The sequence below is a fragment of the Atlantibacter subterraneus genome (assembly GCF_007570865.1).
In the GTDB taxonomy this organism is placed as follows: Bacteria; Pseudomonadota; Gammaproteobacteria; order Enterobacterales; family Enterobacteriaceae; genus Atlantibacter; species Atlantibacter subterraneus.
Map to the genome: position 1 here is coordinate 195,291 of NZ_VLPS01000005.1, position 15,015 is coordinate 210,305.

Below are 15,015 nucleotides of genomic sequence, written 5' to 3' on the forward strand. Positions count from 1 at the left end.
AACATGTCAACTTACCTGATTGGCGACGTTCATGGTTGCTACGATGAACTGCAAGCGCTGTTAAAGCATATTGAATTCAATCCGGCTAACGACACGCTGTGGCTGACCGGCGACCTGGTCGCCCGTGGCCCTGGCTCGCTGGACGTGCTGCGTCTGGTGCGCTCCCTCGGCGAGAGCGTGCGCATGGTGTTAGGCAACCACGATCTCCATCTGCTGGCGGTTTACGCGGGCATCAGCCGCAATAAGCCTAAAGATCGTCTGAACCCGCTGCTGGAGGCGCCTGACGCTGACGAGCTGATTAACTGGCTGCGTCGCCAACCGCTGTTGCAGGTGGATGAAGAGAAAAGGCTGGTGATGGCCCATGCCGGTATCACGCCGCAGTGGGATTTGGCTACTGCCAAAAGCTGCGCCCGCGACGTCGAGGCGGTGCTTTCCAGCGACAGCTACCCGCTGTTTCTGGACGCGATGTATGGTGATATGCCGAACAACTGGTCAACGGAACTGTCTGGCCTGGCGCGGCTGCGCTTTATCACCAACGCGTTTACCCGGATGCGCTACTGCTTCCCGAACGGGCAGCTTGATATGTTCAGCAAAGACAACCCGGAAAGCGCGCCCGCGCCGTTAAAACCCTGGTTCGCCATTCCTGGCCCGGTTTCACGCGAGTACAGCATTGCTTTTGGGCACTGGGCGTCGCTGGAAGGGAAAGGTACGCCGGAAGGGATTTACGCGCTGGACACCGGTTGCTGCTGGGGCGGCACGCTAACCTGTTTACGCTGGGAAGATAAAGCCTGGTTTGTACAACCGTCTAACCGCCAACTGGATCTGGGTGAAGGCGAAGCCACCGCTGTCGCCTCCTGACCCATCGCGTCCGCCCTTATCTCAACGATAGGGGCGAATGCGATTAACGACGCTCGAGAATTTCGAAACAGTAGCTGTGAGAGTTGTTCTCATCCGCGTCGTGGAACTCACTGAACACCGACTGCCATTCGTCCGGCTCGTAGTCCGGGAAATGGGTATCCCCTTCCACTTCGGCATCGATATGGGTGAGGTACAGTTTCTGTGCCTTCGGCAGCAGTTGCTCGTAAATACGACCGCCACCAATCACCATGATCTCTTCCGCATCGCCGCAGGCGCTGAGCGCTGCATCAATAGAAGTGACCCACTCAACGCGATCGTCGGTGCCCGGCTTGCTGCTGACGACGATATTTTTACGTCCCGGCAGCGGACGGCCAATAGATTCCCACGTTAAACGGCCCATAATGACCGGCTTATTCAGGGTGTTACGTTTAAACCAGGCGAGATCGGCGGGGAGCGTCCATGGCATGGCATTTTCCATACCGATAACGCGATCCACCGCGAGCGCCGCAATCAGACTGATCATTGAAATTTTCCCGGGTAAAAAAAATTGCCGCCACTATACGGAAAGCGCATTCTTTAGTCGACTGGCGTCAGGCAGCGAGTGATGAATTATTTACGATCTGTTGCCTGCGCCACGTCGTCAACTGGACAGAGGTGTTACCAACGTATTTTAAAACAAGCGCTTATCTAAAATTTCCTCAAAGCCTGTTTTTGACGCCTTATATCTTCGATGTGCTCGACGTATTGGTTTAAGTTATAGTTCACAAATTATTGGTACACGAGATTTATCCATGCTTGAAACTACGCTGTTTGTCGCCACTATCGCTGCCCTCGGGATGCTTTCGCCGGGGCCGGATTTCTTCCTGGTTATCAAAAACGCTGCTATCTATCAGCGTAGCGCGGCGCTAATGACGGCGCTTGGGGTGATTCTGGGCGTGGTGACCCATATGGCCTACTGCGTGGCCGGTATTGCGGTGGTGATCACTACCACGCCCTGGCTGTTCCAGATGCTGAAATACGTTGGCGCAGCGTATCTGGTCTGGCTCGGCCTGAATGCGTTGCTGTCACGCGGCACCAGCAAGATGGACGTCGCCAGCGCCGAACCGCAGCGGGCGTCGCTGAAGAAGGCGTTTATTCAGGGCTATATGTGTAATCTGCTGAACCCGAAAGCCACCCTGTTCTTCCTGGCGATGTTTACCCAGGTACTTAACGTGAATTCCGGCATGATGGAAAAGCTGTGGTACGCGGGGATTATCGTCGGGTTATCGGTGCTTTACTGGCCTGCGCTGGTGATGCTGATCCAGAGCGCGCCGGTCCGTCGCGGGCTGGCGAAAGCGCAAAAGATTATCGATAAACTGCTCGGCGGAATGCTGCTGGCGCTGGGCATCAAAGTCGCCCTGAGCTAATTCGGCAAAACAGTGCTAATAAAGCACTCCCTGGTTCGGTTTGCTTTTGGTCAGATGATTAAAACAGCACCAGTGCTGTTTGCTACAACATTGTCGGAGAATGCCGCGAGACATTCTCCGATAATGTCTCTTATGACCTAACCCGCCATGAATCAATGTTGTGGCCCGCTATCTCAGATGTAAACCTCCTCTTGTTTGACGTTATCAAAGAATGCGAAATGTTCGTCGTGTGGCGCAGAGTTCTGCCTCACGATCGGCGTGTGCTGGCATCTTTTAGAGGGGAGTATCGTGCGTGGAAGCCGCTGGCATGATGTGAGCTATAACGGGAAAACATACGATTTAAAGCATCTGCATCCGTTTAGCTTCCAGACGACGCTCAACGGCGTGGCTGTAAACATTTCCGTCGTTTTTTCCAACCATTGTTTTACGGACAAGAAGGGGGATGGTCAGCCTCTTTTTGGCGACCGTTATTTTTGTGAAGCCCGCTATCAATGCAGTCTGAACCTTCCACGTCTTTTGCAGGAGCATTTAGTAAACGGCCACGTTGTGCCGCACTTCGATAAGGGCAGTAATGAGGTGTATTACTACGCGGCGATCCATGATTACGCTGTCTTTTTTGATCTGCGCCCGGACAGGGGTAGTCCTGGCGGGTTAACGCTGTTTGTAACCTCTACCTATGAAGTAGATCAGTGGGGCAAAGACACGATGCCGAGAGGCAAGGCGGTTAAGTTTAACTACATTGGCTATCTTCGCTTAAATGGCCTGACGTACTTGCCCCTCAGAAAGCAAAAAAGGCGCTGATCATCAGCGCCTTATTGCGAAAGTAATATCGCTTATTACTCTCAATGGTTCCGGCCTGCACCTTTGGTTATCCCACTCTCAGGCTGGGTGAGAATGAGTATTCATTCTCCGGTATCAATACCCCAATTTCTCGGTTCCGGTCTGTATCGACGCCTCAATAATAGTTCTCTGATGGGTAATTTACAACCCATACAGCTCATGGGCGTCCGGGCGTGCTGCATACTGTGCTTCACTGATGTAGTGAAGATCTCAGAGCGTTTTTGTTTATGGCGCGGCCTGGCTCTCCGGCGCTTCATCCGGGTTCCCGGTGTGCTTGCCCTCTTTTGTGCCCTGCCAGCCGTGGCGCTGGATCAGCGACAGATGCGCACGGTCCTCGCTGATAATCTCCGTCAGCATCGCGCTGGTGCGTTTATACACGTCCGCTCGTGCCGCCGTATCGTGCGCGCCCTGCGCCATCTCTTCCACCATCTGGGTGTTATAGCGGCGAAACAGATCGGCCCGCTCGCGCGCTTCGTAAGATCCCACGCCAAGCTGTTCCAGCGCCAGGCGGCCTACCTTCAGTGCGCCTTCGAACGTTTCACGTTCCGGCAACATCACGCCCGCCTCGCGCAGGCGGATGTAGTGATCCACATCGCGCGCCCTGGCGATGATTTGCAGCTTTGGAAAATGCTCTTTTACCAGCTCGGTTAGTTGCAGGCTGGCCTGCGGATCGTCGATGGCATTAATAATCACTTCCGCATTCGCCGCGCCGGCAGATTCCAGCAAATCCACCCGCGTGGCGTCGCCATAAAATACCTTCATACCGAATTTGCGCAGCGTTTCGATATGGTCCGGGTCGTGATCCAGTACCACCATTTTTACGCCGCTGGATAACAGCAAACGGCCTGAGATTTGCCCGAAGCGCCCGAAACCGGCAATAATCACCCGCGGCTGCTCTTCGTCGATCTCGTCGGCATCCCGCGCCTGCGCCGCGTCGTTTTTCTCCAGCCGCGTCAGCAGCACCAGCAGTATCGGCGTCGCAGCCATGGAAAGCGCCACCGCCAGCGTCAGGGATTTCGCCCAGGTCACATCCAGCACCTGCGCGGTTTGCGCCGCCCCGAAAATCACAAAGGCGAATTCACTTCCCTGCCCCAGCAGCACGGCAAACCAGCGGTACTGTTTGCGCGGTACGCCCAGCGGGCGAGCGATAAGCCACAGCATCACGCTCTTAATGGCCAGAAAGCCGACTAACAGCAGCAGGATGCGCAACGGGTTATCGATCAGCGTACCGAAGTCGATAGACATGCCGACGCCAATAAAGAACAGCCCCAGCAGCAGCCCCTTAAACGGCTCGATGTCGCTTTCCAGCGCGTGACGGTACTCTGAGCTCGCCAGCAACACGCCCGCTAAAAATGCCCCCATCGCCATCGACAGCCCGGCTTCTTCCAGCAGCAGGCCGAAGCCGAATACCAGAAACAACGCCACGGCACTGAACACTTCGCGTAAACCTGAGCGCGCCACAAAGCGCAGCGCCGGACGCGCCACATAGCGCCCTAACAGCACCACCAGCGCCAGCGCGCCCACCACCTTTAACGCCGACAGGGTAAACGCGCCGAGCGTGGTGGCGGCCCCGCTGCTGGCTAATAAAGGGATCATCGCCACCAGCGGAATGGCGGCGATATCCTGGAACAGCAGCACGGCAAAGGTGCTGCGCCCGAGCTGCGAGACAGTCAGGTTACGTTCGTTCATCGCCTGCATGGCAATGGCGGTAGAGGACAGCGCCAGCGTCAGGCCAATCAGGATGGCGATTTTCCAGGAAAGCCCCAGCGCCACGCAAAAGCCGCCGAGCGCCAGCCCGCACGCCGCCATTTGCAGCGCACCGCCGCCGAATACCGAGGCGCGTAGTTTCCACAGGCGCTGCGGATCGAGCTCCAGGCCGATCACAAACAGCATCAGCACCACGCCGATTTCCGCGAAGTGCAAAATTGACTCGGCATCGGTCACCAGCCGCAATCCCCACGGGCCAATCAAACAGCCGGCAATCAGATAGCCCAGCACCGAACCGAGGCCCAGCCGCACGGCAATCGGTACAATCAGCGCGGCGGAACCGAGGTAGATCAGCGCCTGAATCAGGGTATGGCTATCCATGATGCGTCTCCTGCCAGTCGATTAACCGCTGTTTATAGTGCCGCGCCTGGCCTGCGATGGTCTCGTCATCGCAGATAAAGGTACAGTGCATGGAGAATGGCGGCAGCCAGCGCATCCCGCAGTACAGTGCCGTGGCCTGTAGCGGCTGCGCCAGCACGTCAAAACCGGGATGATCGCCAATATCGAAATGATTTTCTCCACCGCCGGTCGTCACCGCCCACAGCATCGTCTTGCCTTTCAGCGCACAGGCGTCGTGCCCATAGGCCCAGCCGTGGGACAGCACTTTATCGATCCACAGTTTGAGTAAAGGCGGGATGCTGTACCACTGCATCGGATGCTGTAACACGATCAGATCGGCGCGCTCCAGCGCCTGCTGTTCAGCGGCGATATCAATATTGAAGTCGGGATAAAGTTGATACAGCGAGCGGATTTCGACGCCGTCCAGCGCCGCCACCTGCTCAATCATCCGCTTATTCGCATGGGAATGCTGCGGATAAGGATGGGCGTAGATAATTAAAATCATGTCATTCTCGTTTCGCTAATGCATTCCATAACGATAAGCGATTTTTTAAGAAAACGACATGAGCGCTAAAACCCCATTTCATTTAGGGTTTATTTTTTAATATCGTCATATTCGCGGTTTTCATTAATGACAACCCACGGGTTTCGGGTGCCAGAACCACAGAAACGACCAGACCAATCAGGGAGATCAACGCGCCCATCAACATCGTGCGGCTTACGCCATACTGCGCGATAAATAACGGCAGAAGCCAGGTAGAAATAATGGTACCGATCCGGCTAAGCGACATAATGACGCCTACCGCCGAGGCGCGAATATCGGTAGGAAATAATTCATTCGGGTACAGCCACTGTAAAATCCCCGGTCCGCCAGAAAAAAAGGCGTATATTGCAAAAGCCAGCACCACCAGCCACATCGTTAAATCAGGAATTAGGCCCAGCAACGTTAACGCCAGTGTCATCATGGCGAAACTACCAATTAATAACGGGCGTCGCCCAATACTGTTCAACCAGTACATGGCCGGTAAACAGCCCAACATAAAAAACAGGCTAATGACAACGTTACCTAACGCCGCGCTCTTACCCTGATCCCAGCCTAATAATCCGACGATTTGCGGCCCAAAGGTGTAAATGGCGAACATGGGGATCACCTGACAGGTCCAAATAATGGCGATAAAAAGCACAAAGGGAAAATGACGTTTATTGAATAACTGAAGAAATCGTGTTTGCTGCGCGGGCTCTTCATCAAAAATCACCGGCTCGCCGAAAATTTTCTCCATCATCTGCTGACAATCCGCGATCCGCCCTTTACGAATCAGCCAGCGTGGGGATTCCGGTAAATCAAAACGTCCAATCAGGATAATGACGCAAGGAATAAATGCGCTACCCAGCATCCAACGCCAGCCACCCTCAATATCATAAAGGCACCAGCCAACCAGATTGGCGCAAGTGGCCCCGACATACCACATGGCCGCAATAAATCCGACGGCGAAGGCGCGTTGGCGGGTGCTGGAAAATTCGGTAATCATTGAGGTGGCTATCGGATAATCGGCACCGATAACGATGCCAATTAAAACCCGCATAACCAACAACTCCACAGGCGATGAAATAAACATGGTGGCAACAGAAATCAGGCCGATAGCGATAATATCGGCCAGAAACATTTTCCTCCGCCCAACCCGATCGGAGATATAGCCAAATAAAGACGTGCCGATAAACAGCCCGGCTAACGTGGCGGCACCCAGCATGCCGGTCCATGTCGCGTCCAGATGGAGTATCGGCGTCAGTTGCTCAAGCGCCACGCCAATCATTACCAGTACATAGCCATCCAGAAAGGGGCCGCCACTGCCCCACAGCATGATACGGCGGTGGATGGCTGAAAAATGCATATCATCAAAGTTTCTGGGCTGTTGCATCGCATTGTCCTGTGGTTATCAGCCAGTGGTGCGCTGTTGGGCTTAACCGTACCGGTACTCAATACCAAACGTACCGCGCGGGTATTCCCAGCTTTCCAGGGCACTATCCAGTCCCAGGATCCGGCAGGTCCCACACTCCAGGCAACCAGCGTAGTCAAAGCGTACCGAACCATCCTCCTGCTTTTTATATAGCCCGGCCGGACAGGCGCGGGTCAGGAGCTCCAGCACAGCGCTATCCGGTTGCCCTTTGATAACGATATGAGGATGCGCTTCATCGACATTGTATTTATTGACGCCAAGTTTGACGTCCACATTAACGGGGGCGCTCATAGTGCCTTCACTCCTTGAATGCCATCCTTAACCAGATTGATAAGTCCGATATGTTTTGCGTGCCCCCAGAGGGTTTTACGTAGCGGCACTGGCGTTTTGCCATCAACGGTAAACAGAGAATGCATCATGCCGGCAGCCATGGCAGGGTAAGCGGTAAACATCCGCGGATTATCAAGAAACGCCGGTAAACGCTGATAAGCACGCATATCGCGCAGCACGCTGTTATCAAGATGGCGTTGATAATCAGCCAGCCCCTGCTGGCTGAAATCGCCACTGCGTAGTGCGCTTAGCACCGCCTGGGCCGCCGCTTCGCCAGAGCCCATCGCCAAATCCATTCCCCGGATGGTAAAGCCCAGATTCATACACATGCCTGCCGCATCACCCGCAATCAATACGCCATTACCGGTTAACGTCGGCAGCATATTAATGCCAGCTTCCGGCACGACATGGGCGGCATACTCAATCATCTTGCCGTCGGCAATTAACGGGGCGATAGCGGGATGTCGCTTAAAATCCTCCAGCATCTGTGGGATAGATTTTGCTGAGGCGCTGATATGATGCAGACCGCAGACGAGGCCAAGGGATAACGTCGTTCGATTGGTATATAAAAAGCCGCCGCCCATCAGGCCATCCGTTGGCGAACCGGCAAAAAGGCAGGCAACCCCTTCATCACCCTGCAGATTAAAGCGCTCACGGATGGTGGCTTCGGGAAGTTCGATTAACTCTTTCACACCAACGGCAACGTTGCGGGATGATACCCGCTGTGCCATGCCCAGCTGTTCCGCAAGCAGGGAATTCACCCCGTCCGCCAAAATCACCACGCTGGCTTCCAGTACATCGCCATCCGCTTCGACGCCAACGACGTTGCCGTCGCGCTGGATAAGATTGTCAACGCGGATACCGCTAATGAATTGCGCGCCCGCAGCTTCCGCTTGCGCCATAAGCCAGGGATCGAATTTGGCGCGCAATACCGACCAGGAAGCCTGTGCCGGATCGATGGACTCACCGTTCAGATAATCCATACTGACGGCAGCGGTATCCGTCAAAAAAGCCAGCTTTTCCCGTGTAATAAGCCGCTCCAGGGGAGCGTGATCGGCAAAGTCAGGAATAATGCGGGCCAGCGTGTGAGCATAAAGGCGTCCGCCAGTGACATTTTTCGCGCCTGGGTAATTACCCCGCTCAATGACCAACACCTGCGCCCCTTCACGGGCCAGCACCAGCGCAGCAACCATCCCTGCCAGCCCAGCGCCGACAATGATGGCATCGAAGTTATCTTCGGACATACGTTCTCCGGAACTTAATAGTAAACAGGGACCGTCCGGGCTCCCTTTTTTGGCGATCAACGTGATAATGCTGCCGTTAACGCTGGCAAGACTTTGAACAAGTCGCCGACAATGCCGTAATCGGCATACTGGAAAATCGGCGCGTTTTTATCTTTATTAATCGCAACAATTGTCTGTGCGCCATTGGCACCCACCATATGCTGGATTTGTCCGGAGATCCCCACGGCTAAATACAGATCGGGTTTGATCATCAGATTAGAAATGCCGACGTAGCGTTCGTGCTCCATCCACTTTTCGTTTTCTGCCACGGGTCGCGAGCAGGCCAGTTCCGCACCAATCGCCTGGCAAAGCGCTGAGACAAGCGCGATATTTTCTTTGTTGCCGATGCCCCGGCCCACACTCACCACGCGCTTCGCCTTATCCAGATCGACGGTGTTACTTTGTTTCGCCTGCGACGCAGTACGAATCACCGCCGCCTTCGGCGATCTCCACAGCACTGTTTTCGCCGTTCCGCTGACGTCGCCGTTGAACGATGCAGGCTCAAACGCACCGGTGCTTAACGTTACGACCGACCAGGGGGAGAGCAGTCTTTCTTCACCCATCGCCAGGCCACCAAACACCATATGCTTCGCCACCGCACAGGCGTTTTCGATGGTTAACGTGCTGATATCGTTTGCTACCGCTGCCGCAAGCCGGGCTCCCAGGCGCGCGGCCATGAGCTTGCCGCGCCGTGTCGCAGGAAGTAACACCAGCCCAGAGTCGCTGTGCGCGCGTAGCGTCTCTGTCATGGCATCGGCGTAATCTTCAATCATTCGGTCCTGAGGTTTCCCGGATAATATCCACACCCCGCTCGCCCCGAGTGCAAAAGCGCTTTCAGCCTCAGCCTGCGTCAATACAAATACATGAACGTGATCCGCCAGTTGCTGCGCACCGCCAATAAATTCCGCCAGGCGAGCCGCAGCATCTGTAAATACCCAACAGCTTGAAAACTTGCTCATTTTGCTCCCTCTTAATGAATAATTTTGCGCACATATTCGGCAAAGGCTGCTATCTGGTCATCGCCATCGCCTTCGATAATCAGGTGCTGACGCTGGCGCTGAGTGGGCGCGCTAACGCGCTGCGTCGAACGCGCCTCAGGCGTACCGAGACTGAGGTCGGCCAGTGTCCAGGCGTGTATCGGTTTTTTCGCTGCGCCAAGGATGGCCTTCATTGATGGGATTTGCGGGGCGTTTATATCGGTTGAGACGGCAATAACGGCAGGTAACGGGATGGTCAGCGTTTCGATTTCATCTTCCAGCTCCCGTTCGACGGTGATGGTGTCATTCGTCAGTGAGAGAATATGGCTGATGCCATTAACCGCGACAATATTGAGCGCTTCACCCAGTAGCAAGCCCACCTGCTGGGCATAAAGATCGGCGGAGCCATCGCCGCAAACGATCAAATCAAAGCCTACTTTTTGGACTGCGGCCATTAACACAGCGGCGGTTTGATGCGGAAGTGCCTTTTCAAGCGCATCATCAATCACCACCACTAATTCATCCGGACCGCGAGAAAGCACATCTTTACGGCCTTTCGCATTATTCAGCGCATTACCGCCAACGCTCAACGCAACGATCTGCGCATCGGGGATCTGTTGACGCAGTTGGCAGGCAGCCTCAATAGCATTCAAATCATACTGGCTTATTTTCGTTTCAGCTTTACTCACATCCAGTGAGCCATCTGCGTGGTTAACGACAATATCCTGCTCATCCGGCACGCACTTGTAGCATGTAATTATCTTCATTACCTCTCCAGAATAGTCATTAAGTATCGGGCACATCGGCAATACAATAAAGAAATAACATGCAAAGTAAGCTAAAAATAAAATCCACATCACCAATACTGAAGGCTATTTTGCGTTTATAAAAAGAATGTTCAATATTGTCTGGCGCTTCACCAATATTGAAACTCCTTATCCATCGCTCGCACCAGAATATCAAATAAGCCATTGATTTTATGTTTGTAATTTAAAATCACCCCTTCTCACCCGACTCCCCATCCCGCCACTCTGTGATCCATTTAACAGAATAACCCACGTTCTGTATTCATTATTTTTCGGCAATATCATAAAGCTCAGGCCATGCCATTTTCGCTAACGTTTTATTTATTGTCTCAGTCGCGCAAAATGAAAGGGAAACACGCGACAAATAATATTGCCAATATGTAATAAAATTGGAATTTAAATATGAATAATCAAAACAAAAAACCAGGAATTGAACCTAAGGTTTTTTTCCCGCCTTTAATTATCGTCGGCATATTATGCTGGCTGACGGTTCGCGATTTAGATGCCGCCAATAACGTCATCAATGCCGTATTCAGTTACGTGACATCAGTTTGGGGTTGGGCGTTTGAATGGTATATGGTCGTGATGTTCGCTGGTTGGTTCTGGCTGGTGTTCGGTCCCTATGCGAAAAAACGTCTGGGCGACGAGCCGCCGGAGTTCAGCACCGCCAGCTGGATTTTTATGATGTTTGCCTCATGCACCTCCGCAGCGGTTCTGTTCTGGGGCTCCATTGAAATTTACTATTACATCTCCAGCCCACCATTTGGCCTGACGCCCAACTCCACTGCCGCGAAAGAATTTGGTCTGGCTTATAGTTTATTGCACTGGGGTCCGCTGCCCTGGGCGACCTACAGCTTCCTGTCCGTGGCATTCGCCTATTTTTTCTTTGTCCGCAAAATGGATGTGATTCGTCCAAGCTCTACGTTGACGCCGCTAGTGGGTGAAAAACACGCCAGCGGATTATTTGGCGTTGTCATCGACAACTTTTATCTGGTGGCGCTGATCTTTGCGATGGGGACCAGCCTTGGGCTGGCCACGCCGCTGGTGACGGAGTGTATCCAGTACCTGTTCGGCGTTCCGCACACGCTGGAGCTGGATGCAATAATTATTTCCTGCTGGATCGTGCTCAATGCCATTTGCGTCGCCTGCGGGTTGCAAAAAGGGATCAAGATTGCCAGCGATGTACGGAGTTACCTGAGTTTGTTGATGCTTGGCTGGGTGTGCATCGTTGGCGGTGCCAGCTTTATGATCAACTACTTCACCGATTCTATCGGGACGCTGCTGATGTACCTGCCCCGCATGCTGTTTTATACCGACCCGATCGGCAAAAGTGGCTTCCCGCAGGGCTGGACCGTCTTCTACTGGGCATGGTGGGTCATTTACGCCATCCAGATGAGCATTTTCCTGGCGCGCATTTCGAAAGGCCGCACGGTTCGCGAACTGTGCCTGGGCATGGTCGCTGGCCTGACCGCCGCCACCTGGCTGCTGTGGACCATACTGGGCAGTAACACTCTGCTGTTGATGGATCAAAACCTCATCAACATTCCCCATCTGATTGAACAGTACGGCGTACCGCGCGCCATTATCGAGACCTGGGCGGCGTTACCGATGCGTACTGCGACCATGTGGGGTTTCTTTATCCTGTGCTTTATCGCCACCGTTACGCTGATCAATGCCTGCTCTTATACGCTGGCAATGTCCACCTGCCGTGCCGTAAGAGAAGGCGAAGAACCGCCGTTGCTCATTCGTATCGGCTGGTCAATCCTGGTAGGCATTATCGGCATCATTCTGCTGGCGCTGGGCGGGCTTAAACCCATTCAGACCGCCATTATTGCCGGCGGATGTCCGCTATTTTTCGTCAATATTCTTGTCACGCTTTCGTTTATCAAAGACGCCAAAGTGCACTGGAAAGAGTGATTTTTACTGACCCATGACTCCACACTGAAGAGGTTTAAAGATGGATTTTTCGTTGAATGATGAACAGGAACTGTTTGTCGCCGGTATTCGTGAACTGATGGCCAGTGAAAACTGGGAAGCCTATTTCGCGCAGTGCGATCGCGACAGTCAGTATCCAGAGCGCTTTGTCAAAGCGCTGGCGGAAATGGGCATCGACAGCTTATTAATTCCCGAAGAACACGGCGGATTAGACGCCGGTTTTGTGACCCTGGCGGCGGTATGGATGGAACTGGGCCGCCTTGGCGCGCCAACTTACGTGTTGTACCAACTGCCCGGCGGATTCAACACCTTCTTGCGCGAGGGTTCTCAGGAGCAGATTGCTAACATCATGGCGTTCCGTGGCACCGGCAAACAAATGTGGAATTCCGCGATCACCGAACCGGGTGCGGGTTCCGATGTAGGGAGCCTGCAAACCACCTACACCCGTAAAAACGGCAAGGTCTACCTGACCGGCAGTAAATGCTTTATCACCAGCAGCGCTTATACCCCTTATCTGGTGGTCATGGCACGCGATGGTGCCTCGCCTGAAAAAGCCATCTTTACGGAATGGTGCGTTGATATGACCAAACCAGGCATCAAAGTGAACAAGCTTGAAAAGCTAGGTTTGCGTATGGATAGCTGCTGTGAAGTGGTGTTCGAAGGGGTGGAACTGGAAGAAAAAGACCGCTTTGGACGTGAAGGCAACGGTTTTAATCGTGTTAAAGAAGAATTCGATCATGAGCGTTTTCTGGTTGCGTTGACCAACTACGGCACGGCGATGTGCGCCTTCGAAGACGCCGCGCGCTATGCCAACCAGCGAGTTCAGTTTGGCGAGACGATCGGTCGCTTTCAGTTAATTCAGGAAAAATTTGCCCATATGGCAATCAAACTCAGCTCCATGAAAAACATGCTGCTTGAGACCGCATGGAAATGCGATAACGGCTTAATCACCTCGGGCGACGCGGCAATGTGTAAATTTTTCTGCGCCAATGCCGCTTTTGAAGTGGTGGATTCCGCCATGCAAGTTTTAGGCGGCGTAGGTATTGCAGGCAATCATCGCATCACTCGTTTCTGGCGCGATTTGCGCGTCGACCGCGTCTCCGGCGGTTCTGATGAGATGCAGATCCTGACGCTGGGCCGCGCGGTATTGAAAAAATATCGCTAACCATCTGCCTTGCTAACGGCTTTGGGTATCTCTAAACCCAGGCCGTTAAGAGTGAATGTCAAAGGAAATAGTATGACTTCTCAATTAGCTATGCCTGAGTTCGGCCCCCTTTCTGGTGTACGGGTGGTTTTTTCCGGGATTGAAATCGCCGGTCCTTTTGCCGGGCAGATGTTTGCCGAATGGGGTGCAGAAGTGATCTGGATAGAAAACGTCGCCTGGGCGGACACTATCCGCGTTCAGCCGCACTACCCGCAATTGTCACGCAGAAACTTACATGCCCTGTCGCTCAATATTTTTAAAGACGAGGGCCGTGAAGCCTTCCTGAAGCTGATGGAAACCACGGACATTTTCATTGAAGCCAGCAAAGGTCCGGCCTTCGCCCGCCGGGGAATTACCGATGAGGTGCTATGGCAACACAACAAAAAGTTAGTCATTACCCATTTATCGGGTTTCGGCCAATACGGCACCGAGGAGTACACGCATCTACCCGCGTATAACACCATCGCCCAGGCCTTTAGCGGCTACCTGATCCAGAACGGCGATAAAGACCAACCGATGCCCGCATTCCCGTATACAGCGGATTATTTTTCCGGCATGACTGCGACCACGGCCTCCCTTGCCGCACTCTACAAGGCACGGGAAACAGGCGTTGGCGAAAGCATTGACGTGGCGATGTATGAAGTAATGCTGCGGATGGGGCAGTATTTCATGATGGATTACTTTAATGGCGGCGAGGTCTGCCCCCGGATGACGAAAGGAAAAGATCCCTACTACGCCGGTTGCGGTCTGTACCGTTGCCAGGACGGCTACATCGTGATGGAAATTGTTGGCATTACGCAAATCGAAGAAATATTTAAAGACATTGGCCTCGCGCATCTTCTGGGCACACCGGAAGTCCCACAGGGCACGCAGTTAATTCACCGCATTGAGTGCCCCTTCGGCGAATTAATTGAAGAAAAACTCGATAGCTGGCTTGCCGCCCACACCATTAAAAAGGTGCTGGGACGTCTTGCTGAACTGAATATTGCCAGTGCAAAAGTATTAACTATCCCGGAGCTGGAGCATAACCCGCAATATATAGCCCGGGAGTCGATCACCCAATGGCAAACCCTGGAGGGCAAAACCTGCCGCGGCCCGAACGTCATGCCTAAGTTTAAAAATAATCCCGGTCAGATTTGGCGCGGTATGCCATCACATGGCATGGACACCGCCACCATTCTTAAAAATATCGGTTATAGCGAGAGCGAGATCGTAGCGCTTGCTGAAAAAGGGCTGGCAAAAATAAACGCTTAACTTTCGTCAAATGACGGGCCGCCAGAGGCCCGCGTTGTATGGCATAGAAACAGGGACCGGG

Annotated in this window: 14 protein-coding genes; 6 read left to right on the forward strand and 8 right to left on the reverse strand. The window is 53.5% G+C overall.

Translation table 11 applies throughout. The annotated features are described in order from the left end of the window. Positions 1–3: 3 nt before the first annotated feature. A complete protein-coding gene (gene apaH / locus FND52_RS10730; RefSeq protein WP_144130759.1) occupies positions 4–858 on the forward strand; it encodes a bis(5'-nucleosyl)-tetraphosphatase (symmetrical) ApaH in 855 nt (284 codons plus the stop codon). A gap of 43 nt (positions 859–901) precedes the next feature. Here apaH and folA read toward each other — a convergent pair whose 3' ends face one another. Beyond that, entirely contained in the window at positions 902–1,381 is a 480-nt protein-coding gene (gene folA, locus FND52_RS10735; RefSeq protein ID WP_144130760.1) for a type 3 dihydrofolate reductase, read from the reverse strand. 268 nt (positions 1,382–1,649) lie between these two features. On the opposite strand from folA, the gene FND52_RS10740 reads away from it, so the two are divergent. Both FND52_RS10740 and FND52_RS10745 read left to right on the forward strand, forming a co-directional pair. Then, a complete protein-coding gene (locus tag FND52_RS10740; RefSeq protein WP_144130761.1) occupies positions 1,650–2,264 on the forward strand; it encodes a LysE family transporter in 615 nt (204 codons plus the stop codon). 288 nt (positions 2,265–2,552) lie between these two features. After that, positions 2,553–3,065, forward strand: coding sequence for a hypothetical protein (locus tag FND52_RS10745; protein ID WP_144130762.1), 513 nt, complete (start codon positions 2,553–2,555; stop codon positions 3,063–3,065). A gap of 264 nt (positions 3,066–3,329) precedes the next feature. Here FND52_RS10745 and kefC read toward each other — a convergent pair whose 3' ends face one another. The 7 genes from kefC to FND52_RS10780 form a co-directional block, all read right to left on the reverse strand. Continuing rightward, positions 3,330–5,192 carry a glutathione-regulated potassium-efflux system protein KefC gene (gene kefC / locus FND52_RS10750; protein WP_144130763.1) on the reverse strand — a complete coding sequence of 621 codons (1,863 nt, stop codon included), beginning with the start codon at positions 5,190–5,192 and terminating at the stop codon, positions 3,330–3,332. Next, complete coding sequence (gene kefF, locus FND52_RS10755) at positions 5,185–5,715, reverse strand: glutathione-regulated potassium-efflux system oxidoreductase KefF (RefSeq protein ID WP_144130764.1); 531 nt, start codon at positions 5,713–5,715, stop codon at positions 5,185–5,187. Before kefF ends, kefC begins: the two co-directional genes overlap by 8 nt. A gap of 82 nt (positions 5,716–5,797) precedes the next feature. Continuing rightward, positions 5,798–7,126 (reverse strand): MFS transporter, encoded by a 1,329-nt coding sequence (locus FND52_RS10760; RefSeq protein ID WP_144130765.1) that lies wholly within the window; start codon positions 7,124–7,126, stop codon positions 5,798–5,800. A gap of 42 nt (positions 7,127–7,168) precedes the next feature. After that, entirely contained in the window at positions 7,169–7,456 is a 288-nt protein-coding gene (gene fixX / locus FND52_RS10765; protein ID WP_144130766.1) for a ferredoxin-like protein FixX, read from the reverse strand. Next, positions 7,453–8,739 carry an FAD-dependent oxidoreductase FixC gene (gene fixC, locus FND52_RS10770; RefSeq protein WP_125293168.1) on the reverse strand — a complete coding sequence of 429 codons (1,287 nt, stop codon included), beginning with the start codon at positions 8,737–8,739 and terminating at the stop codon, positions 7,453–7,455. The genes fixX and fixC overlap by 4 nt, the downstream gene beginning before the upstream one ends. Positions 8,740–8,795: 56 nt before the next feature. Continuing rightward, complete coding sequence (locus tag FND52_RS10775) at positions 8,796–9,737, reverse strand: FAD-binding protein (protein ID WP_144130767.1); 942 nt, start codon at positions 9,735–9,737, stop codon at positions 8,796–8,798. An 11-nt stretch (positions 9,738–9,748) separates the two neighbouring features. Beyond that, positions 9,749–10,522 (reverse strand): electron transfer flavoprotein FixA, encoded by a 774-nt coding sequence (locus FND52_RS10780; protein WP_144131006.1) that lies wholly within the window; start codon positions 10,520–10,522, stop codon positions 9,749–9,751. A gap of 441 nt (positions 10,523–10,963) precedes the next feature. Here FND52_RS10780 and caiT point away from each other — a divergent pair, with 441 nt between their 5' ends. From caiT to caiB, 3 genes are all read left to right on the forward strand, one after another. Beyond that, a complete protein-coding gene (gene caiT, locus FND52_RS10785) occupies positions 10,964–12,478 on the forward strand; it encodes an L-carnitine/gamma-butyrobetaine antiporter (protein ID WP_125293165.1) in 1,515 nt (504 codons plus the stop codon). Positions 12,479–12,518: 40 nt separating this feature from the next. Further along, entirely contained in the window at positions 12,519–13,661 is a 1,143-nt protein-coding gene (caiA, locus tag FND52_RS10790; RefSeq protein WP_144130768.1) for a crotonobetainyl-CoA dehydrogenase, read from the forward strand. Between the two features lie 72 nt (positions 13,662–13,733). Then, on the forward strand, positions 13,734–14,954 hold the full coding sequence (gene caiB / locus FND52_RS10795; protein WP_416359012.1) for an L-carnitine CoA-transferase: 1,221 nt from the start codon (positions 13,734–13,736) through the stop codon (positions 14,952–14,954). Positions 14,955–15,015 lie beyond the last annotated feature (61 nt).

Coding starts and splice junctions, on each gene's coding strand:
- FND52_RS10775 (WP_144130767.1), bottom strand. CDS start 9,737: ATGAGCAAGTTTTCAAGCTGTTGGGTATTTACAGATGCTGCGGCTCGC.
- kefF (WP_144130764.1), bottom strand. CDS start 5,715: ATGATTTTAATTATCTACGCCCATCCTTATCCGCAGCATTCCCATGCG.
- caiA (WP_144130768.1), top strand. CDS start 12,519: ATGGATTTTTCGTTGAATGATGAACAGGAACTGTTTGTCGCCGGTATT.
- FND52_RS10760 (WP_144130765.1), bottom strand. CDS start 7,126: ATGCAACAGCCCAGAAACTTTGATGATATGCATTTTTCAGCCATCCAC.
- FND52_RS10780 (WP_144131006.1), bottom strand. CDS start 10,522: ATGAAGATAATTACATGCTACAAGTGCGTGCCGGATGAGCAGGATATT.
- caiB (WP_416359012.1), top strand. CDS start 13,734: ATGACTTCTCAATTAGCTATGCCTGAGTTCGGCCCCCTTTCTGGTGTA.
- fixX (WP_144130766.1), bottom strand. CDS start 7,456: ATGAGCGCCCCCGTTAATGTGGACGTCAAACTTGGCGTCAATAAATAC.
- apaH (WP_144130759.1), top strand. CDS start 4: ATGTCAACTTACCTGATTGGCGACGTTCATGGTTGCTACGATGAACTG.
- kefC (WP_144130763.1), bottom strand. CDS start 5,192: ATGGATAGCCATACCCTGATTCAGGCGCTGATCTACCTCGGTTCCGCC.
- caiT (WP_125293165.1), top strand. CDS start 10,964: ATGAATAATCAAAACAAAAAACCAGGAATTGAACCTAAGGTTTTTTTC.
- fixC (WP_125293168.1), bottom strand. CDS start 8,739: ATGTCCGAAGATAACTTCGATGCCATCATTGTCGGCGCTGGGCTGGCA.
- folA (WP_144130760.1), bottom strand. CDS start 1,381: ATGATCAGTCTGATTGCGGCGCTCGCGGTGGATCGCGTTATCGGTATG.
- FND52_RS10740 (WP_144130761.1), top strand. CDS start 1,650: ATGCTTGAAACTACGCTGTTTGTCGCCACTATCGCTGCCCTCGGGATG.